Below are 22,297 nucleotides of genomic sequence, written 5' to 3' on the forward strand. Positions count from 1 at the left end.
CACGGCGACAGCAGGGTGATGGTGGTGGTGTGTTTGGAGACAGCCAGTTTACCAGCACCCTGTCTGTCAACTTCCACTTTCCCAGGATCCCGCGAAGAACCTAAAAAAAGCCGACCCCGGGGGTCGGCTTTTGCACGGTGCGAGTGGGCGGGTCGCCTTAGAACTCGGCGGTGCGGGGAGTACGGGGGAAGGGGATCACGTCGCGCACGTTGCCCATGCCGGTCACGTAGACCACCAGGCGTTCGAAGCCCAGACCGAAGCCGGAGTGCGGCACGGTGCCGTAGCGACGCAGATCGCGGTACCACCAGTAGTCTTCCTTGTTCAGGCCCATCTCGGCCAGACGGGCATCCAGCACCTCGAGACGCTCTTCACGCTGGGAGCCGCCGATGATCTCGCCGATCCCCGGAGCCAGTACGTCCATGGCGGCAACGGTCTTGCCGTCGTCGTTGAGGCGCATGTAGAAGGCCTTGATGTCTTTCGGGTAGTTCTTCACCACCACCGGGGACTTGAAGTGCTCCTCGGCCAGGTAGCGCTCGTGCTCGGAGGAGAGATCGATGCCCCAGGAGACCGGGAACTCGAAGCTCTTGCCGCAGTTTTGCAGCACGTCGATGGCGTCGGTGTAGTCAATCTGGGCGAAGTCGGAGGCGACGAAGCGCTCCAGACGGCCGATGGCGTCCTTGTCCACGTGCTGGGCGAAGAACTCCAGATCGTCGCGGCGCTCGGTCAGCACGGCGTTGAAGACGTACTTCAGCATGGCTTCGGCCAGGGCGGCGTTGTCTTCCAGATCGGCGAAGGCCACTTCCGGCTCCACCATCCAGAACTCGGCCAGGTGGCGGCTGGTGTTGGAGTTTTCGGCGCGGAAGGTCGGGCCGAAGGTGTAGACCTTGGACAGGGCGCAGGCGTAGGTTTCGACGTTCAGCTGGCCGGACACGGTCAGGAAGGTCTCCTTGCCGAAGAAGTCCTTGTCGTAGTCCACCTTGCCTTCGGGGGTGCGCGGCAGGTTTTCCATGTCCAGGGTGGAGACGCGGAACATCTCGCCGGCCCCTTCAGTGTCGGAGGCGGTGATGAGGGGCGCCGCGATCCAGAGGTAGCCCTGTTCGTGGAAGAAGCGGTGAATGGCCTGGGAGAGGCAGTTGCGCACCCGGGTCACGGCACCGACGATGTTGGTGCGGGCACGCAGGTGGCCCTGCTCGCGCAGGTACTCGATGCTGTGGCGCTTGGCAGACATGGGGTAGGTGTCCGGATCTTCGACCCAGCCCACCACCTTGACCTCGGTGGCCTGCAGTTCGAACGCCTGGCCGCTGCCCTGGGACTCGACCACGGTGCCGGTCACTTCGACGGAGCAAGCTGTGGTCAGACGTTGCACTTCATTCTCGTAATTGGCCAGGGTATTGGGGGCGACGGCCTGCACCGGATGGAAGCAGGAGCCATCGGAAACGGCCAAAAATGAGATCCCCGCCTTGGAATCGCGGCGGGTCCGGATCCACCCTTTCACAGTCAGGGTGGTGCCGACCGAATACTTACCGGCCAGCACATCAACTACGGATGCGTGCGTCATCGAAATATTGTCTCCAGCTTGTTCTTGCAGCGCTATTTGCAACACTAGGGGTCTGGCCCGGGCGCAGTTGGCCCACCATGGCAGACTAAGCCGTTCATCTTACCCGCGCAGGTTTGATAAACAAGCAAAAATGTCGGACCCTTGCGGGGATTTCCCCATGCATCGTGCATGGATCATGGCGGCTGGACGGGGGTGAGGGTGAAGGAGCGCAGGCGGGGGCCGGATGGCTGGATACGGGTGTTGCAGGGGCTGGTGATCCTCTGCTGGGGCGGCTTTGTCGCCCTGCTCTCCCTCTATCACTTCGCCCGGCCAGAGGTGGCTTACGGCTTTCTGGTCTATGGGGGCGTCAAGGTGCGCCAGAGCTGGGACCCCCTGCTCACCCCCTGGCTGGAGCGCGGGCTCTGGGGTTGCTGCCTGCTGACCCTAGTGGTGCTGGTGCTGGCCCGTGGCCGCAGCCGTCGGCAGGAAGATGCCCGCCACGTCAATCTCTTCATCCTGCTGCTGATCCTGGTGGCCTGCCTGCTGCTTTACTACCGGGGCTGAGGGCCGTCGCCGTCATCCTTCCCCTGAGAGGCGGGGCGCTTGCCTATCTGGCGCTCCACGCTGTCGAGCATCTGGTTGTAGGCGAGCGCCACCCGGCCAATCTCGTCCCCTTCATCCCCCTCCAGCCTGTGGCCGAAGTCGTTGCGATCGGTGGCCTCCTCCATGGAGCGGGTCAGCTGGTTGAGGGGGCGGACTATCCAGGTGCGGATGACCCAGAGGGTGAGCAGGAGTCCCAGCCCGAAGATGAGGGTGAGGCTCAGGGCCGAGGTGAGGATGTTCTGCTCCACCCGGGTAAACAGGGTGTCGAGGGAGTAGTCAAAACGCACCGCCCCCAGCACGGTGTTTTCCGGCACCTGGTGGCAACTGGTGCAGTCGGTACCGCGAAAATCCTTTCTGGCCAGCAGCGGGCGGGTCACCACCAGCCGGCTGTGCATGCCGTCATGCTCTACCTCCAGGCTCCCCTTGCCCGCCAGCGCCAGGGCATCAAACCTGTCCTTCGGGGCTTCGTCGTCACGGCCCGGCCCGTACTGCTTGTTGACCGCCGCCCCGCGCACGATGCGGGCATCTTCCACGTGGGCGTGATCGAGAAACTTGGCGCGCAGGGTGTCGCGGGCGTCCATCTTGCCGGTCAGCATCAGCATGTTGAGGCCGTCGAAGTAGGCCTCGGTCTGCTCGCGGCTCTGTTCCTTGATGAGGGTCAGGATGAGGTCACGCTCGCGCACCGCCTGATAGGCCGCGGAAAACACCAACACCATGGAGAAGATGAAGAGCAGGAAGAAGTTGATCTTGGCAGCAATGGAGAGGCGCATGGGACTGGTACATCTGTTGGGTAAAACCCGCGCAGTCTACTCTCCTCGCCGGACGGGTTTTGGTGTCTTGCTCACATTCTGATGAAAAAGCGCCAAAAGGCCCTGCGTTCTCATGCAGGGCCCGTTCAGCCGGACTCAATATTCGCCGCTGGTGATGGCCTCGTGGATGGCGCCGGTCAATACCCGCAGCTCTTCAGGGGTGATGACGAAGGGGGGCATCAGGTAGATGAGCTTGCCAAAGGGACGGATCCAGGCGCCCAGCTCCACGAACTTGCGCTGGATGCGCGCCACGTCCACCCGCTCCTTCATCTCCACCACCCCGATGGCGCCGAGCACCCGCACATCCGCCACCGCCCGGTGCAGGGTCAGCTCCACCAGTTCGGTTTTGAGTTGGTGTTCGATGGCTTGCACCCGCGCCTGCCACGGGGAGGCGAGCAGCAACTCGATGGAGGCGTTGGCTACCGCACATGCCAATGGATTGCCCATGAAGGTGGGGCCGTGCATGAAGACGCCCGCCTTTCCGTCACACACGGTGCGAGCCACATGCTCTGTAGTGAGCGTGGCCGACAGCGTCAGGTAGCCGCCGGTGAGCGCCTTGCCCAGGCACATGATGTCGGGGCTGATCCCCGCCCAGTCGCAGGCAAAGAGCTGGCCGGTGCGGCCAAAGCCGGTGGCGATTTCATCTGCTATGAGCAGCACGCCGAACTCGTCGCACAGGGCGCGCACCCACTGCAGGTAGCGGGGGTGGTAGAAGCGCATGCCGCCGGCCCCCTGGACGATGGGTTCGAGCACGATGGCGGCAATTTCCTCGTGATGATCCGCCACCAGGGTGGCCAGCTCCACCACGCTCTGCTCGTCCCACTGGGCGTGGAAGCGGCAGCTTGGCGCTTCGACGAAATGGTGCTCGGGCAGGAAGCCCTGGTAGAGCTCGTGCATGCCGCCATCGGGATCGCACACGCTCATGGCGCCGAAGGTGTCGCCGTGATAGCCGCCCCGAAGGGCAACGAATTTGGCGCGGGGCGTCCCTTTGGCATGCCAGTACTGCTGGGCCATCTTGAGGGCCACCTCCACCGCCACCGAGCCGGAATCCGCCAGAAAGACCCGATCCAGCCCCTTCGGGGTGATTTCCACCAGTTTGCGGCAGAGCTCGACCGCCGGGGCATGGGTCAGGCCGCCAAACATCACGTGGGACATCTTGCCGAGCTGGGCGGTGGCGGCCGCGTCCAGTTCCGGCACCTGATAGCCGTGAACGCAGGCCCACCAGGAGCTCATGCCATCCACCAGCTCGCGCCCGTCCGTCAGGGTGAGGGTTACCCCTTTGGCGCTGGCCACTTCATAGCAGGGCAGGGGATGGGTGAGGGAGGTATAGGGGTGCCAGACGTGGTGCAGGTCGAATTCTTGGTTGGTCATTTAATGTTCTGTTGTCAATTGATTTGATCTGGTCGGTGTTGACAGTCTACGCGTGCTCTCTACACTAGCCAACAATTTCAGCCACTTGGCTTCGCGCACGCCCTGGCGTCGCGCTGTCCAGCTGGCGGGTCTTGCGGCGAACGCTCTCTTGAGCGCGGCGCAGGATCCCACCAATAACAACCGGAAGCCATGTATGAATGCTCTCACCGCGGGCGCCCACGCCCTTCGTCACGACTGGACCCTGACCGAGGTTCAGGCCCTGTTCGCCCTGCCATTCAACGATCTGCTGTTCCAGGCCCAGACGGTGCACCGCGCCCATTTCGACCCGAACGAGGTTCAGGTAAGCACCCTGCTCTCCATCAAGACCGGGGCCTGCCCGGAAGATTGCAAATATTGTCCCCAGAGCGCTCGCTACCACACCGGGCTCGAGACCGAGCGGCTGATGGAGGTGGAAAAAGTGCTGGAGCGGGCCCGGGAGGCCAAGGCCAACGGCTCGTCCCGCTTCTGCATGGGGGCGGCCTGGCGCAACCCGAAAGAGAAGGACATGCCCTATATCCTGCGCATGATTGAAGAGGTGCGCGGGCTCGGTATGGAGACCTGCATGACGCTGGGGATGCTGACCGCCGATCAGGCGGCGCGTCTCGGGGCTGCGGGGCTCGATTACTACAACCACAACCTCGACACCTCGCCGGAGTTCTACGGCGACATCATCACCACCCGCACCTATCAGCACAGGCTCGACACCCTGGAGCATGTGCGCGGTGCCGGCATGAAGGTCTGCTCCGGCGGCATCGTCGGCATGGGGGAGCAGGCGAAAGATCGGGCGGGCCTCCTGATGGCGCTCGCCAATCTGCCGCGCCACCCGGAGAGCGTGCCCATCAACATGCTGGTCAAGGTGAAGGGAACGCCCCTGGAGAACCAGGAGAACCTGGACCCGTTCGAATTTATCCGCACCATCGCAGTGGCGCGCATCATGATGCCGGCCTCCCACGTGCGCCTTTCCGCCGGGCGGGAGAAGATGAACGAGCAGATGCAGGCCATGTGCTTTATGGCGGGGGCAAATTCGATATTTTATGGCTGCAAGCTGCTGACCACTCCCAATCCGGACGAGAACAGCGACATGCAGCTGTTCAAGCGCCTCGGCATTCGCCCCGCCCAGCGGGCCCAGAAGCCGGATCAGGTTCAAGAGGAAGAGCTGCTGGCCGAGGTGAGTCGCCAGAGCGAGTCCAGCGAGCTCTTCTACGACGCCACTCGTCCCCGCGCAGAAGCCGTCCGTACATGATGACGCCTGTTGTCACCGGCCCCTTTGCACTGGGGCAGGCCCTGGCCGAGCGTGAGCAGGCCGCCCTGCTGCGCCGCCGCACCCCGGTAGAGGTCGCGAGCGGCGGGCGGATCCGGGTCGGGGGGCGGGACTACCTCAACGTCTCTGGCAACGACTACCTGGGGCTCGCGGGCCATACCGCCATCAAGGCCGCCTTCGCGGCGGGCGTGGCGCAATATGGCGCGGGCGCGGGCGCCTCGCCCCTGGTGACCGGCTACAGCCGCGCTCACCAGCAGCTGGAAGAGACGCTGGCCGACTGGCTCGGGGTGGAGGCGGTGTTGCTGTTCAACTGCGGCTTCTCCGCCAACCAGGCGGTGCTCAAGGCCCTGCTCGGCAAGGAGCATCTGCTGTGGCAGGACAGGCTCAACCATGCCTCCCTGCAGGAGATGGGCAGCCAGCTCCCCTGCAGGATGAAGCGCTTCGGCCACAACGACATGGCGGCCCTTGAGCGTCAACTCGAGCCAAACCGGGGCCTGATCGTCTCGGAAGGGGTGTTCAGCATGGACGGGGATCAGGGGCCCTGGGCTGAACTTGCAACACTCGCAGCCCTAAGCGGCAACTGGCTGATGATCGACGATGCCCACGGTATTGGGGTGCTTGGGGCCGAGGGGCGCGGCACCCTGGCGGCCCAGGGGGTGAACCCGGCCAGCGTGCACATCCAGATGGGGACCTTCGGCAAGGCGCTCGGGGTGGCCGGCGCCTTTGTGGGTGGCAGTCGCGAGCTGGTGGAGTACCTGGTCAATTTTGCCCGCCACTATGTCTACAGCACCCATATGCCCCCCGCCCAGGCGTGCGCCGTGCGCCAGAGCATCGAGCTGGTACGCGTAGCCAACGAGGCCCGTGCCCACCTGGCTCGCCTTGTCGCCCGGTTCCGGCAGGGGGCGCAGGCGCTCGGCTGGCGGCTTGGGGCAAGCGATACCCCCATCCAGCCGCTGCTGGTGGGGGAGAGCGTCGCTGCTCTGCAACTGGCCGAGCGGCTGCGGGAGTGCGGTGTCTGGGCCGGCGCCATCCGCCCACCCACGGTGCCGCTCGGCACGGCGCGCCTTCGCATCACCCTGTGCGCCGCCCATGGCGAAGATGACGTGGATCGCCTGCTCGAGGCCCTGGGACCCCGCCCATCCACTGACGAGAGAGGGGGCACCCATGGTGCATGAGCGTTTCCAGTCGGTGGACAAGGCACAGCTCGCCCGCCGCTTCGGGGCGGCGGCCCGCCACTACGACGCCCACGCCCGCTTCCAGCAGGAGGTGGGGCAGTCGCTGCTGGCGCGCATGGACGAGGGGGGCGTGAAAGAGGTGCGCTCAGGGGCCGGGCTGGATCTGGGCTGCGGCACCGGTTTCTTCCTGCCTGCCCTGGCGCCGCGCTGCGAGACGCTGACCGGGCTGGATCTCGCTCCCGGCATGCTGGCCCAGGCGGCCCTTCGCGGCAGCGGAGCCCGCCTGGTGTGCGGCGACGCGGAGGGGCTGCCCTTTGCCGACCAGAGCCTGGACTGGGTTTTCTCCAGCCTGGCCCTGCAGTGGTGCGAGCGGCCGGCCCAGGCCTTTGCCGAGCTCAACCGGGTGCTCAAACCCGGTGGCCAGGTCTTCTTCTCGACCCTGCTTTCGGGGTCACTGTGGCAACTGCGGGAGGCCTGGCGGGCCGTGGATGGTCGTGACCATGTCAATCGCTTCCTGACGTTGCCCCAGTTGCAGCAGGCGGCCCGTGACGGGGGCTTCGAGGCCCCGGCACTCTGCCCGCTGACCTGGTCCCTCGCCTACCCGGCGCTCAGCGGACTGCTGCGCGACCTCAAAGGGATAGGTGCGAGCCAGGTCAACGACGAGCGGTCTGCGGGCCTGGGTCATCGCCAGCGCCTGGTGCGACTGGGGGAGGCCTACGAGCGCCACCGTCAACCGGACGGCCTGCTGGCCGCCAGCTACGAGGTCTGCTTCGGGCGCCTGGTGCGGCGCTGACACAAAAAGACCCGGCGCACCCACCCCTTCAGCGGCAGGACGCGCGCCTGCCTTTCACCATGGATATCGGGGTGCCTCTGCGCCCCTGCACTGCATCGAGGAATCATCATGGGGACATCCTATTTCATCACGGGCACGGACACCGACGTGGGCAAGACCCTGGTGGCTCGCACCCTGTTGCTGGCGCTTGCCGCCAGAGGCATTCGCTGCGCCGGGTACAAACCGGTGTCGGCGGGCTGCACCCGCACCCCGGAGGGGCTTCGCAATCTGGATGCCTTGCTGTTGCAGCGGGCGGCCACGGTTGCGCTGCCCTACGAGCAGGTCAATCCCTATGCCTTCGAGCCGCCCATCGCCCCCCATATCGCCGCCCGTGAGCGGGGGGTGAGCATCCCCTTCGAGGGGCTGTCCGCCGGCTTGCGGGAGATTGAGGGAGCTGGGGCCGATCTCGTCATTGTCGAAGGGGCGGGGGGCTGGTTCCTGCCGTTGGATCATCAGCGTCTGCTCTCGGAGTGGGTCGCCCAGGAGCGGCTGCCGGTGATCCTGGTGGTGGGGGCCAGGCTGGGCTGCCTCAACCATGCCCTGCTCACCGTCAGCGCCATTCGCCAGCAGGGGTTGACCCTGGCGGGCTGGGTCATCAACCGGGTGGATCCGCACATGAGCCGCTACGAGGAGAACCTGGACACCTTGAAAGCCATGTTGCCGGCCCCATTTCTGGGGGAGCTCCCCTTCGTGGACGCGGTGAATGAGGTGGATTTGCACCACTGTCTCGATGTGTCGCCCTTGCTCTGAGGCCAGACATTCAGCAAACATTCATCGAGTCTGTCTATTATCTGGGGCAAGTGTGGTATCGGTCGCCCCTGGGGCGCCCCGAACCATGCATCCATATCTCACAAGGAGTCAATATGAAGCGAATTATGCTATTCCTGGTGACCAACCTGGCCGTCATGCTGGTGCTGGGGGTGGTACTCAATATCCTGTTCTCGGTTCTGGGGATCAACAAGTCCAGCATTTCCGGTCTGTTGGTATTCTGCGCCGTGTTCGGTTTTGGGGGTTCCTTTATCTCCTTGCTGATGTCCAAGTGGATGGCCAAGCGCAGCTATGGCGTCCAGGTCATCGAGCAGCCCCGCAACGAGACCGAGCACTGGCTGGTGAGCACTGTTGCCCGTCAGGCCCGTGAGGCTGGCATCAAGATGCCGGAAGTGGGGATCTACGACTCCCCCGAGATGAACGCCTTTGCCACCGGCGCCCGCCGTGACGACTCCCTCGTCGCCGTCTCCTCCGGTCTGCTCTACAGCATGAGCCGCGACGAGGCGGAAGCCGTGCTGGCCCACGAGGTGAGCCACGTGGCCAACGGCGACATGGTGACCTTGACCCTGATCCAGGGGGTGGTGAACACCTTCGTGATGTTCTTCGCCCGCATCGTGGCCGGCGTCATCAGCAACTTCTTCAGCTCCAACAACGAGGAAGAGAGCAGCAGCACCGGCGGTTTCGCCTACATGATCACCGTGTTCGTGCTGGAGATGGTGTTCGGCGTGCTCGCCTCCATCATCGTCATGTGGTTCAGCCGTCAGCGCGAGTTCCGTGCCGACGCCGGTGCCGCCAAGCTGGCCGGCCGCGACAAGATGATTGCCGCGCTCCAGCGTCTCGCCCGCGGTGCCGAGCCGCAGATGGAGGGTTCCATGATGGCGTTCGGCATCAACGGCAAGCGCTCCATGAGCGAGCTGTTCATGAGCCACCCGCCCATCGAGCAGCGCATCGCCGCCCTGCGTGGCTGATAGCCAGTCATCTAAAGAAAACGGCTGCCCTCGGGCAGCCGTTTTGCATTCCGGGGACGGGGTTTTGCCCCCCGATCACCCTATTTGATCACCAGATCCGTCAGGGGCACGGCGCAGCAGGCGAGGATCTTGCCCTCGGCACGCTCGGCGGCGCTGATGGCGGGGGCATCGGGGTGATCCACCTCGCCCGAGACCAGAGTCTGCTTGCAACTGCCGCAGATGCCGGCACGGCAGCTCCAGGGCAGCTCTACCCCCTGCTTGTTGGCCTGATCCAGCACGGTGCCCTGGTTGTTGCCCGCAAACACCCGCTCGCCGATACGCAGTTGCACCGCCTGATGGGGGCGGGCCACCGAGAGCAGGGCCCCGCCAAAGCTCTCCTGGCGGATGCGCCCGGCCGGTACGCCGAGGGCGGTCAGCCGGTTGGCTGCATCGGCCATGAAGCCGTGAGGGCCGCAGATGAACACCTCCCGCTCCTGCAAACCTCGGATCCGGCCCAGGTGATCGTCTTTCAGACGGCCGCTGAGCCCCTGCCAGTGTTTGTCAGGCTGGCTCAGGATCAGGGTGAGGGTCATTCCCTGCTGCGCCATGGCGTGCAGCTCGCTGGCGGCAGGAATGTCTGCCTCGCTGCGGCACAGGTGCATGAAGTGGACGTCATCGAGCTCCCCCCGTAGTGCCAGAGTGCGGGCAATGGAGAGCATGGGGGTGACACCGGATCCCGCCGAGAGTAGCAGCAGCCTGCGCTCGGACCCTAAGTGAAACTCGCCGGCCGGGGGGGCGGCCAGCAACCGGTCGCCCACTTTCAACTCATGGTGCAGCCAGGGGGAGAGGCGGCCATCGGCCAGCTTCTTGACGCTGATGCTGTAACGCTCGGGCCGCTCCGGCGTGGAGCTCAGGGTGTAGCGGCGTTGAACCCGTGTGTTTTTGATATCGAGGCTGATGGGCAGGTGCTGGCCAGGCAGGTAGTCGGGCAGGGGCTCGCCGTCGGCGGCCTCGAACCAGAAGGTTTCCAGATCCCGGGCCAGGGGTTCCCGGGCGACGCACACCAGCTCCCGCTTTTTCGGGGCCGCGTTGGGGTAGACCGGCGCCCGGGCCTGCTCCAGCACCTCGATCTCGCTGCCCGCTTCAATCCACCCCTCGTTCAGGGCCACCAGATTCTGGCCGAAGTAGACCTCACCATCTTCGCCACGGCGGTAGCGGGTGAGGGTGGCCAGCGGCTCTTTCAGGGCATTGAAGCGCTCCGTGCCTGCCTCCACCGTGGTCATGATGCAGCGGCTGCACGGCTTGTCCACCCGAAACTCCACCTCGCCGATGCGGATCCGTTTCCAGCCGTCCTCCTCGAAGGGGCGGGTGCCGCTCGCCACCAGGTTGGTACGAAATTGGCTCATCTGGTGCAAGGCATCGGATCTCAGGTTGAGATCCTCAAGGGAAGCCTGGCTGATGAGCAGCAAGGGGTAGCCGTCCGCAAAGCTCACCCGGGTGCCGGTCTTCTCCCGAAAACGATCGGATGCCTCCCCGAGCCAGAGCAGGCGCACCGGCTCCCTCGCCACCCGGCTCAGCCACTCATCGGCGTCGGGCCCGGTGTGCAGGGCGGTAAAGCGATCCCCCCAGACTCCGGTGTGCTGAGGGGCGCGACTGAACGCCGCCTCCATGAGGGCAAGGGGGGGCAGACCCGGATAGCGCAGTTGCAGCCCCCCCTCGACGGGGGTGGCCACCACCTGCTGCAACTGGGGATGGGTGCGGGCGGTGATAAAGGTGCCATCCGGTTTGACCACCATGTAGCGGCGATCCCCGGCAAGTCCCTCCTGGGTCACCCGGGCGCGCTCCAGCGGCATGCCTGCCGTCGATTTGATGGGGTAGAGATGTATGCTGGCGAGGGTCGGCATGTCCTGGTCCTTGTGCTGTGGCGATTCCTGTGAAGAGGGGAAGATAACGATTCCTGTCCCGGGCGGCAATCTTCTCCTGCTGCCCATGTCGAGGGCGGCGAGGGGGCTCGGGCGACAGGCCCGAATGGCTGCGGGGTGTGACGGGGATCCGGTTGTGAAGGGGGCGACCCATAAAGCGCAACATTTATTGATCCTGATCCACCATGTCGTACAAAAAACGGCCCATCATCGGGCCAGCTTCCAGTTTCTGACGCTTTCGCTTCTTCCCTCTCCGGCCACCGTCTGCCCAGGCAACACGGTATCAAGCGCATTCGGATGGGGCCTGTCACACAAAAAGAAGAAAGCAATGTATGAGCAAACAACTGGATATGACCCCACAGCCGGATCTCTCCCAGAAAACGGGAACAGGCCCGGTCCGCACCCGGCTGCCCGTCTGGCGGCCGGCCCTGCCACCTTGCAACCACGCCTGCCCGGCTGGCGAGAACATCCAGGCCTGGCTCGCCCTGGCCGAAGCGGGCCGCTTTGAGGCGGCCTGGCAACGACTCATCGAAGAAAATCCCCTGCCTGCGGTCCACGGGCGGGTCTGCTATCACCCCTGCGAAACGGCCTGCAACCGTGCCCAGGTGGATGATGCCGTCTCCATCCACGCCATCGAGCGCTTCCTTGGCGACGAGGCGCTGGCCCGGGGCTGGCTGCCTGTGCCACCTGCCCCTGCCAGCGGCAAGAAGGTGCTGGTGATCGGTGCCGGTCCCTCCGGCCTCTCCTGCGCCTGGCACCTCAATCGGCTCGGCCATCAGGTGGAGATCCGCGAGGCAGGGCCGCTGGCGGGCGGCATGCTGCGTTTCGGCATTCCCGCCTACCGCCTGCCTCGCGATGTGCTGGATCGGGAGGTGGCCCGCATCGTCGCGGCCGGTGTCACCCTTACCCTCAACCACAAGGTGGAGGATGTGCTGTGCGAGCGCGACCAGGGGGGCTTTGACGCCGTCTTCATGGCCATCGGTGCCCATCTGGCAAAGCGGGTCGATATTCCGGCCCGGGAGGCGGGCAAGATCCTCGATGCGGTGAGCTTCCTAGAACAGGCGAGTCTGGCCGAAGAGAAAGGACTGCCACCGCCAAAACTGGGACGGCGGGTGGCCATCTACGGCGGCGGCAACACCGCCATGGATGCGGCCCGTACCGCTCGTCGCCTCGGGGTCGAGGAGGCGATGATCATCTACCGCCGCGACCGGGACCATATGCCGGCCCACGCTTTTGAAGCCGATGAGGCCGAGGAGGAGGGGATCAAGATCAACTGGCTGCGCACCATCCGCCAGCTCGACAGTACCAACATCGAGGTGGAGGTGATGGCGCTGGATGCTGAGGGCAAGCCGGTGCCCACCGGCAAGTTTGAAACCCTCGAAGCAGACTCCCTCATTCTGGCGCTGGGTCAGGAGGTCGACCTCTCGGTGCTGGAGAGCATCCCCGGCGTGCGGGTCAACAAGGAGGGAGTAGTACAGGTTGGCGAGAACCTGATGACGGATGTGCCGGGCCTCTTTGCCGGTGGCGACATGGTGCCCTCCGAGCGCACCGTCACCATCGCCACCGGCCACGGCAAGAAGGCGGCGCGCCATATGGATGCCTGGCTGCGCGGTCGCCTCTACCACAAGCCGCTCTCCTATTCATTGGTGGGGCCCGAGCAGTTGCAGCTCTGGTTCCAGACCCATGCGCCGGCCAGCAGCCAGCCGGTCAAACCGCCCTCGGCGCGGGACGACTTTGGCGAGATCATCGGCGGACTGGATGAGGTGGCCGCCCGCTACGAGGCGGCGCGTTGTTACTCCTGCGGCAACTGCTTCGAGTGTGACGGTTGCTATGGCAGCTGCCCCGAGCAGGCCATCGCCAAGCTGGGGCCGGGTCTGGGGTATCAGGTGGATGCCGAGCGTTGCACCGGCTGCGGTGCCTGCCACGACCAGTGTCCCTGCCACGCCATCGAGCTTCGCCAACCGGAGGAGTCCCAATGAAACATGAATTGATCATGGTCGACGGCAACGAAGCCGCGGCCCGGGTGGCGTACCAGCTGAGCGAAGTGTGTGCCATCTACCCTATTACCCCGAGCTCGACCATGGCCGAACTGGCCGATGCCTGGGCGGCACAGGGGCAGACCAACCTGTGGGGCAACATCCCCACCGTGGTAGAGATGCAGAGCGAAGGAGGAGCGGCTGGCACGGTACACGGCGCCCTGCAGGCGGGGGCGCTCGCCACCACCTTCACCGCCAGTCAGGGACTGATGCTGATGCTGCCCAACATGTACAAGATCGCCGGTGAACTGACTTCGGCGGTGTTCCATGTGGCGGCCCGATCCTTGGCGGCGCAGGGGCTGTCGATCTTTGGCGACCATCAGGACGTGATGGCGGCGCGCAGCACCGGCTTTGCCATGCTCGCCTCCGGCTCGGTGCAGGAGGCGCAGGACCTGGCCCTGGTCGCCCACAGTGTCACCTTGCAGTGCCGGGTGCCCTTTATCCACTTCTTCGACGGGTTCCGTACCTCCCACGAGGTGAACAAGATCACCGCGCTGCACAAAGATGAGATCCGGGCGCTGATCGACAACGACTGGGTGCGGGCCCACCGTGCCCGGGCGCTCAACCCGGATCATCCGGTGATGCGTGGCACCGCCCAGAACCCGGATACCTATTTCCAGTCCCGCGAGAGCGTCAACCCCTTCTACGAGGCGGTGCCGGCCCGGGTGCAGCAGTGCATGGAGAGCCTCGGTGAGCTGACCGGCCGCCACTACCGGCTGGTGGAGTATCACGGCGCCCCGGATGCCACCGACGTCATCGTGCTGATGGGCTCGGGGGCCGCCACCGCCCGCACGACGGTGGATTGGCTCAACCGGCAGGATCGCAAGACCGGGGTGCTGGTCATTCGCCTCTATCGCCCCTTCCCGGTACAGGCGCTGCTCGATGCGCTGCCCGCGAGCGTGCGGCGCATGGCGGTGCTGGATCGCACCAAGGAGCCGGGTGCCGGTGGCGAGCCGCTGCTGCTGGATGTGCAGAGCGCGCTGATCGACGGTTTGCAGCGCGGCCTTATCAAGCGGCTGCCCTGGCTGAGCGGCGGTCGCTACGGCCTCTCTTCCAAGGAGTTCACCCCCGCCATGTGCGCGGCCGTGTTTGAGGAGCTGGCCTCCGATGCGCCGCGCCCCCGCTTTACCGTGGGGATTGTGGATGATGTGTCGGGCCTCAGTCTGGCCTGGCACCCCATCGGCGATCTGGAGCCCGCCAGTCGGGTGCGGGCGCTCTTCTTCGGCCTCGGTGCCGACGGCACGGTGGGCGCCAACAAGAACAGCATCAAGATCATCGGCGAGCTGGAGGGCTTCCACGCTCAGGGCTACTTCGTCTACGACTCCAAGAAGTCGGGCTCGCGCACCGTCTCCCACCTGCGCTTTGGCCCCGAGCCCATCGATGCCCCCTGGCTTGTCGAGCAGGCGAGCTTTATCGGCTGCCACCAGTGGGGCTTTGTCGAGTCAGTGGATCTGCTGGAGCATGCCGCCGAAGGGGCGACCCTGCTGCTCAATGCTCCCTATGAGCCTGAGCGGGTCTGGGCCGAGCTGCCCGAGCGGCTGCGTGCCCGCATCCGCGCCCTCGATATCCGGCTCTATTGCATCGATGGGGATCGGGTGGCCGAGCGCAACGGCATGGGCAATCGCATCAACACCATCATGCAGACCTGCTTCTTCGCCCTGGCTGGCATCTTGCCGCGGGATGAGGCGATTGCGCTGATCAAGGAGAGCATCGAGAAGAGCTATGCCCGCAAGGGGCCCGAAGTGGTCGAGCGCAACTTCGCGGCGGTGGACGACACTCTGGCTCATCTCCATCAGGTGGCCATCCCGGCCGGTGAGGAGCAGATCAGCGACTATCCGCTGCCACTGGCACCGGGTGGCAGCGAATTTGTCCAGCGGGTCACAGGCCCGATGCTGGCGGGGCGCGGCGATCGCATCCCGGTCTCCATGCTGCCGGTGGATGGCACTTACCCCACCGCCACCAGCCGCTTCGAGAAGCGGGATATCGCCTGCGAGATCCCCATCTGGCACTCCGATATCTGCATCCAGTGCGGCAACTGCGTCTTTGTTTGCCCCCATGGGGCGCTGCGGGCCAAGTTCTACCATCAGGACTGGCTGGCAACGGCCCCCGAGGCAGCGCAGTCGGTGCCCGTCACCGCCAGGGGTTTCCCCGACAGCCGCTACACATTGCAACTCTATCCGGAGGATTGCACCGGTTGTGGCCAGTGCGTGCAGGCTTGTCCGGTGCGGGCCGGAGCGGATGCCCGCCATCAAGGCGAGAGTGCAGAAGGAGAGAGCCATGAAGGCGAGCGTGCCATCGTCATGATGGACAAGGCGCCCCATCTGGCTGGCCAGAAACAGGCGCTGTGCTGGTTCGAGAGCCTGCCGTGGCCTGCCCGCGAGCGGGTGGACTTCTCCACCGTGCGCGGCACCCAGTTCCTCGAACCCCTGTTCGAGTTCTCCGGTGCTTGCGCCGGCTGTGGCGAGACCCCCTATCTCAAGCTGCTGACCCAGCTGTTTGGTGATCGCATGCTGGTGGCCAACGCCACCGGTTGCTCCTCCATCTACGGCGGCAACCTGCCGACTACCCCCTGGGCCAAAAACGGTGAAGGGAAGGGGCCGGCCTGGTCGAACTCATTGTTTGAGGACAACGCCGAGTTCGGCTTTGGTTTTCGCCTCACCGCCGATCAGCACCACGGTCAGGCAGTGGCAGCCTTGCAGGCGATGAAGGGGGAGATCGGGGAAGCGTTGGTCGAGTCGCTGATCAGCGCCCCGCAGCGGCTGGAGTCGGAGATCCGCGCCCAGCGGGGCCGAGTGGCGCAAGTGCGGGAGCGGCTGGAAGAGGTGAAATCCGGCAAAGCTCGCGAACTGCTCTCCTTGATTGATCAGCTGGTGCGCCGCTCGGTCTGGATAGTGGGCGGCGATGGCTGGGCCTATGACATCGGCTCGGCGGGGCTCGATCATGTGCTCGCCTCCGGCCGTGATGTGAACGTGCTGGTGATGGATACCGAGGTCTACTCCAACACCGGCGGTCAGATGTCGAAATCGACCCCGCTCGGTGCCGTCGCCAAGTTTGCGGCGGGGGGCAAGACCCTGGCCAAGAAGGATGTAGCCTTGCAGGCCATCTCCTACGGCAACGTCTATGTTGCCCGCATCGCCTTTGGGGCCAATCCGCAGCAGGCGCTGCAGGCCTTGCGTGAGGCCGAAGCCTATCCGGGCCCGTCCCTTATCATCGCCTACAGCCACTGCATCGCCCACGGCCTCGACATGGAGCAGGGATTGGCCCAACAGAAGCGTGCGGTCGATTCGGGCCACTGGCCGCTGATGCGCTACAACCCGGTACTGCGCAGCGCCGGGCAGAACCCCTTCAGCCTCGACAGCCTGCGCCCCTCCATCCCCCTTGCCGAATATCGGCAGCAGGAGACCCGTTATAGGGTGCTGGCCCAGAGCCATCCACAGGAGGCCGAGCGGCTGATGCAGGTGGCGCAACAAGTGGCGTGGCAGAAGTGGGCCACCTACGAGGAGATGGCCACCCGCGAGGCCAGCCATTTCCATCCGCCGGTGTGATCATGGGATGAAACAGGTAAGACAAAGCGGGCCATTGGCCCGCTTCGTTTTCCGGTGCCAAGGGAAGTGGCCGTTGCCGCGCCTTGGGGCGGCCAACAAAAAGCCCGGCGTCGGGCCGGGCTGGCAGGATAAGTTGCTTATCCAGGTATTCGTCGAGGCGTCTAGTGTGGATGTTGTTTGAGGATGTCGTATATCTCCTCTTTCAGTTTAAGTTTCTGTTTTTTCAGATCCTTCACCTCGGAGCTGTAGTCGCTGGCGTGGTGTTTCTCCAGCTTTCTGATCTCCGCATCCAGGTCGTTGTGCAAGTCAAACTTCTTCTGGAAATGGACATCACTGCTCTTCAGTTTCGAGATGAGATCTCTGTACTCCGGAAACATGTAATGAAGCCTCCTTGTTGTCGTTTGATTGTGCCTGCAAGACCAAAGTACCCCTTACTGCCGGGGAGAAACGTGATCCCGATCCAATTCGGGGCCACGGATTTGCTGCATGGGAAGGGCGATTTTTAACTGTTTGAATTACAAGATGATTGCCTGCTGACCCAGGGGCAGCAGAGGAAAGAAGCGGGATCCGCTTCACATTCGGGAGAGGGGGTCTGCAACGGGGCGGGCAACAGAAAGGGGCGCGAGGCCCCTGACTGGAAACGGGTGAGCCGTTTACTCTTTTTTCTTTTTCTTCTCGGGCAGGGGCTTGCCGTCTCTGGCAATCACCTTGCCTGCCTCGAAACCGATCTGCGCCGCCAGCTCTTCCAGATCCGGCGCCTTGGCCTCGTTGCCGATGGCGTACTGGTAGTTGGCGATGGAGATCTTCTCCGCCACCGGTGTGCCCGGCACGATGGGTTCGCGCCAGCCCTGACCGATGTGGGCCACCAGGGTGCCGTTCATGATGAGCTCGCCGACGATCTCCTGGGTGGGGATGCCCTTGCCGTAGGTGAGGCCCTGCGGGTGCTTCTTGCCAACCAGGGGCTCTTGGCTTGCGGGCATCAGCTTGGTGCGGATCAGCCACTTGGGCGATTTGGTCTTGCCCACCGCCTTGCCGGTCTGGTACTCGTTGATCTTGATGGTCTTGATCATCTGGGCCGTGAACTCCTTGGTCAGGGCCTTCTGGGCTTCGCTGGTCTCGTCGATGACGATGGGGGCCACATACCAGGTCTGGGGAGCCTGCGCCTTGGGAGTCGCCGGGGCGGTTTGCGCCATGGCGAGCGGGCTGAGCAGGATGGCCGTCAACAAGAGTCCGATTTTCTTCATGGTGATTCCGCTTATGTTTCGACAAGAATTTTGTTTTGCCAGCGACGACTGCGCCAGCGCCAGAACATGGCCAGACCGCGCACCCACTCGTCGCAGGTGAGGGCCAGCCAGATGCCTACCAGGCCATAGCCCTGCATGATACCAAGGAAATAGGCCAGGGGAACGGCAATGCCCCACATGGAGACGAGCGCCATGTAGAGTGGGAAACGGGCATCCCCGGTGGCGCGCAGGGCGTTGATCACCACCAGATTGAAGGTGCGACCGGGTTCGAGGATGAGGCTGATGAGGAAGAGCTGCGCCACCTGGGTGATGATGTCGGCGTCGTCGGTGAACAGGCTGATGATGGCGCGGCCGTTGAGGGCGGCGGCGATGGCGATGGCGGCGGTGACGATGAGGCCGAGTTTCAGGCTCTTCATCAGTTGGCGATAGGCCTGATCGAAGCGTCGGGCCCCCGCCAGGTGGCCGATGATGATCTCGTTGCCAAGGCCGATGGAGAGGCCGAACAACAGGATGAACAGGCAGATCTGGAAGAAGTAGGACTGGGTCGCCAGCGCCTTGTCGCCGAGCAGGCCGACGAAGGCGGTCACCACCATGAACTGCAGCATCCAGGAGAGGTTCTCCCCCGCCGCCGGCAGACCGATGTGCAGCACCTTGTCCAGCATGGCGCGGCTTGGGCGGACGATCTCGGGCAGACGCAGCCGGATGCCGGTCTTGCGCGCCACCAGCCATACCAGCAGCGCCACCCCGACGATGCGCCCCGCCACCGTGCTGATGGCGACCCCGGCGACCCCGAGCTGGGGCAGGCCGAACCAGCCATAGAGCAGCAGCAGGTTGCCGACGAAGGTGATGAGGTTGACGATGAGGGTCACGTACATGGCCTGGCGGGTGTGGCCGTGGGCACGCAGGGTGGCGGCCAGACAGAGGGCCGCCGCCTCCGGCAGCAGGCAAAGCCCGATGATCTGCAGGTAGAGGCTGCCGTCGCTCATCAGGTGGGCAGGCAGGTTCATCAGCGCCAGCATGGTGCCGGCCCCCGCCATGACGCCGACCGCGGCCACCAGTCCCACCAGCAGGTTGAAACCGATGGCGGTGTGGATGACGACGCGGGCTTTTTCCTTGTCTCCCGCCCCCAGATACTGGGTGATCACCACGCTGGTGCCGATGCTGACGAAGCTGAACAGGGTGATGGCGAGATCGAACACCTGGTTGCCCACCGCGAGGGCCGCCACCCCCTGATAGGAGACGTGGCCCACCATGAAGGTGTTGAGGGCCCCGGTCAGAAAGTGAAGGGCCAGATCGATGAACAGTGGCCAGGTCAGGGCGAAGAGGGAGCCCGGGCCTGCGTGGGATTGAGTCTGCATGGGATATCCAGGTGCTGGCGATGGCCCTCGTCAGGGCCAACTGGAGGGGCATTTAACACCAAGCGGGGGCGGGGTGCAATCCTGGTCGCAGGAGGAGGGGCCTGTGACCGGGGGATGTCTCTCAGACCGGCGTGGCGCCGGCCTCCTGCTCGCTGGGGCGGGTGAGGCGCGCCGAGTCGGGCAGGTCGTCATCGTGCGGCCAGCGGGTGAGCAGGGCATCCGTGGTGCTCTCCACCCCCTCGTCGTCCCGGAACACCGGCTCCCGGTAGCAGCGGGTCATGCGCAAGGCCTGGTACATGTCGGGGCAGAGGATGATGCCATCCTCGCCAACCCGGATCCCCGCCTGTTTGAACCACTGGCTCATCTGGCCGTGCCGACCGGCCATCACCATGTGGATGCCGCGCCGCTTGAGCTCCTTGTGCAGCTCTCCCACCATGCTCATCACGCTGATGTCCTGATGGGTGAAGCAGGCCACCGCATCCACCACCAGGCACCTGGGATTGTGGGGATCCTGCACCAGCAGTGCCAGCACCCGCCGCTTGAAGTAGGGGGCGTTGAAGTAGGTGAGCGGGGAGTTGAAGCGATAGACCAGGATGCCGGGAATCGCCTTGGCCTGCTCGTTGTCCCCCAGGGTGCGCACCACGCCCTCGTCGTCCATGCCGAGCAGCTGGTCGGTGGGGCGCATCACGTTGCGCAGGAACTGGAACAGCCCCAGCAGGACTGCGAGGGTGATGCCCGGAATGACCCCCATGGTGAGCACGCTGACAAAGGTCACCAGGGCGAGCCAGAAGGCGGCGCGGTCCGAGTCGCGCAGGGCCAAGAGGCCGCGAAAATCCGTGAGCGACAGGGAGGCCATCACCAGCACCACGCCGAGGGCGGCGGTGGGAATGTATTGCAGCGGTGCCGTCAGGTAGAAGGTGACCAGGGCGATGACGGCGGCGGCGATGATGGAGACCAGCTGGCTTTTGCCGCCGTTGGCGTCGTTCACCGCGGTGCGCGAATCCGCCCCGCTGATGGCAAACCCCTGGGAGGCGGCCGCCGCCAGGTTCGCCATGCCCAGCGCCCTAAACTCCTTGTCCGCATCAATCTCGTAGCCATTCTTGGCGGCGAAGCTGCGGGCGGTGAGCATCATGGAGACGAAGCTCACCATGGCGAGGTTGAGGGCGGGCAGCACCAACTCACGGATAAGCCCGGGGGGAAAGTCCGGCATCTGGAAGGCGGGCAGCCCCGAGCCGATGGTCCCCAGGGTGGCGATGTCGACACGGCCGAGATTGAACAGCCACACCAGGGCCGCCGTCACCACCATGGCCACCATGGAGGAGGGCCAGGCCGGTCTGTAGCGCTTGGCCAGCAGCAGGGTGAGCAGGGCGGTCAGGCTCATGGCCAGGGTGGGCAGATGGGTCTGGGTAATGTAGCTGGTGCCGTTCAGGATCCGCTCTATCAGGTAGCGCTCGCTGAAGGTGAAGCCGAAGATCTTGGAGAGTTGGCCCACCATGATGGTGATGGCCACCCCGTTGAGCAGCCCCATCAGGATGGGGCGGGAGAGAAAGTCTGCCAGCACCCCCAGTTTGAAGCGGCTGGCGATGAGGCACCAGAAGCCGGTCATGGCGGTCATGGTCATCACCAGTTGCCAGTGACGGGTGGGATCCCCGGCGGCGAGCGGCGTTACCACGGCGGCGATCACCGCGCAGGTGGCGGCATCCGGACCGACGATGAGCTGACGGGAGGTGCCAAAGAGGGCGTACACCACCATGGGCAGGATGCAGGAGTAGAGGCCGACGATGGCGCCCACCCCGGCGAGCTCCGAATAGGCGATGGCCACGGGCAGGGCCACGGCCGCGACCGAGAGGCCAGCGCGAAGATCCGGCATCAGCCAGGCCCGCTGGTATTGCAGCAAGGCGGCGAGCCCCGGCAGCCAGCGCTCGAGAGAGAAGAAGTCGCGCATTATTTAACCCATTGAGTTACAAACATCTTTTTCTTAGTGTGCCCAAGGTTGTCGATCCTTTGCAATCCGCTCATGGCCAGTTCACCACAAGGTCAGGCCAGATGCGTTGCCACTCCTTGGCCCTGACCCGTTCGCTAAAGATACGGCTCTCCTGGCGACAGCGCGGATTGGGGCTCACCACCAGGGACCAGTTGGGGGCAAAGCCGTAGGGGGCCAGCCACTCGAACGCATCATCTGCCAGCAGGCGGACCCCGATGCAGGTGGGTATCTCCACCCAGTGGCTGAGGGCCGACAGCGAGCTGGCAAAAGGAGGCACCTGCTGGCGCAGATGCATGCGGGCCTGGTTGCGCACCTCCCACTGCTGGCCCGGCATCCTGGCGGCGAGCCAGGCTTCGTGATCGGCCTCCTTCAATCCAGTCGGATCAGCGCTGTCCAGATAGATAAGATCGATGTCGTTGAGCGGGGTGGGCTCGGCCTTGTGATGGAGGTGATCCCAGATGAGGTTGCGCACAAACCCCGCCCCCAGGGCCCAGTCGGGCAGGGCCAGCTCCCGCGCAGCCCGGAGGCAATCCATGCGCGGGTGATCAGCCCGCAGCAGGGCCTCGGTGCAGGCCCGCAGGTGCGCCTCCCGCAGCGCCCCGGCTTCAACCGGCATTGCGGCGCAACCAGACGTCGATGTAGCTGCAGCTCGGCACTATGGTGAGCCCCTCGGAGAGGGTCCACTCGTAGAAGCGGCGGGCCAGCTTGTCGGCAATCCCCTGTCCGCGCAGCTCGGGGGGAACCTGGGTGCTGTAGGCGTCCACCGTGGTGGCGTCCAGCCGGCGATAGGCAAGGCGGGAGAGCTTGCCGTCCACGGTGCAGACAAACTGCTGCTGATCGGCCTGGTGAAGGATGTCGCTCATCGG

Annotated in this window: 18 protein-coding genes; 8 read left to right on the forward strand and 10 right to left on the reverse strand. The window is 64.8% G+C overall.

Going from position 1 to position 22,297, the window contains the following annotated elements; all coding sequences use genetic code 11:
• Nucleotides 1-157: 157 nt before the first annotated feature.
• On the reverse strand, nucleotides 158-1,558 hold the full coding sequence (gene asnS, locus PG883_RS07390; protein WP_039039869.1) for an asparagine--tRNA ligase: 1,401 nt from the start codon (nucleotides 1,556-1,558) through the stop codon (nucleotides 158-160).
• A gap of 240 nt (nucleotides 1,559-1,798) precedes the next feature.
• Here asnS and PG883_RS07395 point away from each other — a divergent pair, with 240 nt between their 5' ends.
• Nucleotides 1,799-2,101, forward strand: coding sequence for a hypothetical protein (locus PG883_RS07395; protein ID WP_010674063.1), 303 nt, complete (start codon nucleotides 1,799-1,801; stop codon nucleotides 2,099-2,101).
• Here the strand turns inward: PG883_RS07395 and PG883_RS07400 are convergent.
• The gene (locus tag PG883_RS07400) at nucleotides 2,089-2,910 is read right to left on the reverse strand and encodes a HAMP domain-containing protein (RefSeq protein ID WP_039039868.1); all 822 of its coding nucleotides are present in this window, start codon (nucleotides 2,908-2,910) and stop codon (nucleotides 2,089-2,091) included. The two genes, PG883_RS07395 and PG883_RS07400, sit on opposite strands and share 13 nt — an antisense overlap.
• 135 nt (nucleotides 2,911-3,045) lie before the next feature.
• Nucleotides 3,046-4,320, reverse strand: coding sequence for an adenosylmethionine--8-amino-7-oxononanoate transaminase (bioA, locus tag PG883_RS07405; RefSeq protein ID WP_113977945.1), 1,275 nt, complete (start codon nucleotides 4,318-4,320; stop codon nucleotides 3,046-3,048).
• Nucleotides 4,321-4,513: 193 nt separating this feature from the next.
• Here bioA and bioB point away from each other — a divergent pair, with 193 nt between their 5' ends.
• The 5 genes from bioB to htpX all read left to right on the forward strand — a co-directional run bounded on the left by bioB (nucleotide 4,514) and on the right by htpX (nucleotide 9,363).
• The gene (gene bioB, locus PG883_RS07410; RefSeq protein ID WP_113977947.1) at nucleotides 4,514-5,602 is read left to right on the forward strand and encodes a biotin synthase BioB; all 1,089 of its coding nucleotides are present in this window, start codon (nucleotides 4,514-4,516) and stop codon (nucleotides 5,600-5,602) included.
• Nucleotides 5,599-6,795 carry an 8-amino-7-oxononanoate synthase gene (gene bioF / locus PG883_RS07415; protein ID WP_113977948.1) on the forward strand — a complete coding sequence of 399 codons (1,197 nt, stop codon included), beginning with the start codon at nucleotides 5,599-5,601 and terminating at the stop codon, nucleotides 6,793-6,795. Before bioB ends, bioF begins: the two co-directional genes overlap by 4 nt.
• A complete protein-coding gene (gene bioC / locus PG883_RS07420; protein ID WP_113977950.1) occupies nucleotides 6,785-7,588 on the forward strand; it encodes a malonyl-ACP O-methyltransferase BioC in 804 nt (267 codons plus the stop codon). The genes bioF and bioC overlap by 11 nt, the downstream gene beginning before the upstream one ends.
• A 108-nt stretch (nucleotides 7,589-7,696) precedes the next feature.
• Nucleotides 7,697-8,377 (forward strand): dethiobiotin synthase, encoded by a 681-nt coding sequence (gene bioD, locus PG883_RS07425; protein WP_113977952.1) that lies wholly within the window; start codon nucleotides 7,697-7,699, stop codon nucleotides 8,375-8,377.
• A 113-nt stretch (nucleotides 8,378-8,490) separates the two neighbouring features.
• A complete protein-coding gene (gene htpX / locus PG883_RS07430; RefSeq protein ID WP_010674070.1) occupies nucleotides 8,491-9,363 on the forward strand; it encodes a protease HtpX in 873 nt (290 codons plus the stop codon).
• Nucleotides 9,364-9,443: 80 nt separating this feature from the next.
• On the opposite strand, the gene PG883_RS07435 is transcribed toward htpX, so the two are convergent.
• On the reverse strand, nucleotides 9,444-11,246 hold the full coding sequence (locus PG883_RS07435; RefSeq protein ID WP_113977953.1) for a hybrid-cluster NAD(P)-dependent oxidoreductase: 1,803 nt from the start codon (nucleotides 11,244-11,246) through the stop codon (nucleotides 9,444-9,446).
• Nucleotides 11,247-11,596: 350 nt separating this feature from the next.
• On the opposite strand from PG883_RS07435, the gene PG883_RS07440 reads away from it, so the two are divergent.
• Together PG883_RS07440 and nifJ are read left to right on the forward strand one after the other, a co-directional pair.
• Nucleotides 11,597-13,243 carry an NAD(P)-binding protein gene (locus PG883_RS07440; RefSeq protein ID WP_113977955.1) on the forward strand — a complete coding sequence of 549 codons (1,647 nt, stop codon included), beginning with the start codon at nucleotides 11,597-11,599 and terminating at the stop codon, nucleotides 13,241-13,243.
• On the forward strand, nucleotides 13,240-16,845 hold the full coding sequence (gene nifJ, locus PG883_RS07445; RefSeq protein WP_113977957.1) for a pyruvate:ferredoxin (flavodoxin) oxidoreductase: 3,606 nt from the start codon (nucleotides 13,240-13,242) through the stop codon (nucleotides 16,843-16,845). Before PG883_RS07440 ends, nifJ begins: the two co-directional genes overlap by 4 nt.
• A gap of 161 nt (nucleotides 16,846-17,006) precedes the next feature.
• Here nifJ and PG883_RS07450 read toward each other — a convergent pair whose 3' ends face one another.
• From PG883_RS07450 to PG883_RS07475, 6 genes are all read right to left on the reverse strand, one after another.
• A complete protein-coding gene (locus PG883_RS07450) occupies nucleotides 17,007-17,222 on the reverse strand; it encodes a YdcH family protein (RefSeq protein WP_005313020.1) in 216 nt (71 codons plus the stop codon).
• A 276-nt stretch (nucleotides 17,223-17,498) separates the two neighbouring features.
• Complete coding sequence (locus PG883_RS07455; RefSeq protein WP_039039859.1) at nucleotides 17,499-18,089, reverse strand: hypothetical protein; 591 nt, start codon at nucleotides 18,087-18,089, stop codon at nucleotides 17,499-17,501.
• A gap of 11 nt (nucleotides 18,090-18,100) precedes the next feature.
• A complete protein-coding gene (locus PG883_RS07460) occupies nucleotides 18,101-19,447 on the reverse strand; it encodes an MATE family efflux transporter (RefSeq protein ID WP_113977958.1) in 1,347 nt (448 codons plus the stop codon).
• A gap of 121 nt (nucleotides 19,448-19,568) precedes the next feature.
• Nucleotides 19,569-21,392, reverse strand: a complete 1,824-nt coding sequence (locus PG883_RS07465) for a SulP family inorganic anion transporter (RefSeq protein WP_041212698.1) — start codon at nucleotides 21,390-21,392, stop codon at nucleotides 19,569-19,571.
• Between the two features lie 70 nt (nucleotides 21,393-21,462).
• A complete protein-coding gene (locus PG883_RS07470; protein ID WP_113977960.1) occupies nucleotides 21,463-22,047 on the reverse strand; it encodes a nucleotidyltransferase family protein in 585 nt (194 codons plus the stop codon).
• Nucleotides 22,037-22,294, reverse strand: a complete 258-nt coding sequence (locus PG883_RS07475) for a GNAT family N-acetyltransferase (RefSeq protein WP_113977962.1) — start codon at nucleotides 22,292-22,294, stop codon at nucleotides 22,037-22,039. The genes PG883_RS07470 and PG883_RS07475 overlap by 11 nt, the downstream gene beginning before the upstream one ends.
• Nucleotides 22,295-22,297 lie beyond the last annotated feature (3 nt).

This window comes from Aeromonas sp. QDB25 (genome assembly GCF_027707725.1).
Taxonomy (GTDB): Bacteria; Pseudomonadota; Gammaproteobacteria; order Enterobacterales; family Aeromonadaceae; genus Aeromonas; species Aeromonas caviae.

Bases quoted from the DNA above. Each gene is read 5' to 3' on its own strand.
- PG883_RS07455 (WP_039039859.1), bottom strand. From the start codon at position 18,089: ATGAAGAAAATCGGACTCTTGTTGACGGCCATCCTGCTCAGCCCGCTC.
- PG883_RS07440 (WP_113977955.1), top strand. From the start codon at position 11,597: ATGAGCAAACAACTGGATATGACCCCACAGCCGGATCTCTCCCAGAAA.
- PG883_RS07475 (WP_113977962.1), bottom strand. From the start codon at position 22,294: ATGAGCGACATCCTTCACCAGGCCGATCAGCAGCAGTTTGTCTGCACC.
- PG883_RS07450 (WP_005313020.1), bottom strand. From the start codon at position 17,222: ATGTTTCCGGAGTACAGAGATCTCATCTCGAAACTGAAGAGCAGTGAT.
- PG883_RS07400 (WP_039039868.1), bottom strand. From the start codon at position 2,910: ATGCGCCTCTCCATTGCTGCCAAGATCAACTTCTTCCTGCTCTTCATC.
- bioC (WP_113977950.1), top strand. From the start codon at position 6,785: ATGGTGCATGAGCGTTTCCAGTCGGTGGACAAGGCACAGCTCGCCCGC.
- bioB (WP_113977947.1), top strand. From the start codon at position 4,514: ATGAATGCTCTCACCGCGGGCGCCCACGCCCTTCGTCACGACTGGACC.
- PG883_RS07465 (WP_041212698.1), bottom strand. From the start codon at position 21,392: ATGCGCGACTTCTTCTCTCTCGAGCGCTGGCTGCCGGGGCTCGCCGCC.
- htpX (WP_010674070.1), top strand. From the start codon at position 8,491: ATGAAGCGAATTATGCTATTCCTGGTGACCAACCTGGCCGTCATGCTG.
- bioF (WP_113977948.1), top strand. From the start codon at position 5,599: ATGATGACGCCTGTTGTCACCGGCCCCTTTGCACTGGGGCAGGCCCTG.
- PG883_RS07435 (WP_113977953.1), bottom strand. From the start codon at position 11,246: ATGCCGACCCTCGCCAGCATACATCTCTACCCCATCAAATCGACGGCA.
- PG883_RS07460 (WP_113977958.1), bottom strand. From the start codon at position 19,447: ATGCAGACTCAATCCCACGCAGGCCCGGGCTCCCTCTTCGCCCTGACC.
- bioD (WP_113977952.1), top strand. From the start codon at position 7,697: ATGGGGACATCCTATTTCATCACGGGCACGGACACCGACGTGGGCAAG.
- PG883_RS07470 (WP_113977960.1), bottom strand. From the start codon at position 22,047: ATGCCGGTTGAAGCCGGGGCGCTGCGGGAGGCGCACCTGCGGGCCTGC.
- asnS (WP_039039869.1), bottom strand. From the start codon at position 1,558: ATGACGCACGCATCCGTAGTTGATGTGCTGGCCGGTAAGTATTCGGTC.
- bioA (WP_113977945.1), bottom strand. From the start codon at position 4,320: ATGACCAACCAAGAATTCGACCTGCACCACGTCTGGCACCCCTATACC.
- nifJ (WP_113977957.1), top strand. From the start codon at position 13,240: ATGAAACATGAATTGATCATGGTCGACGGCAACGAAGCCGCGGCCCGG.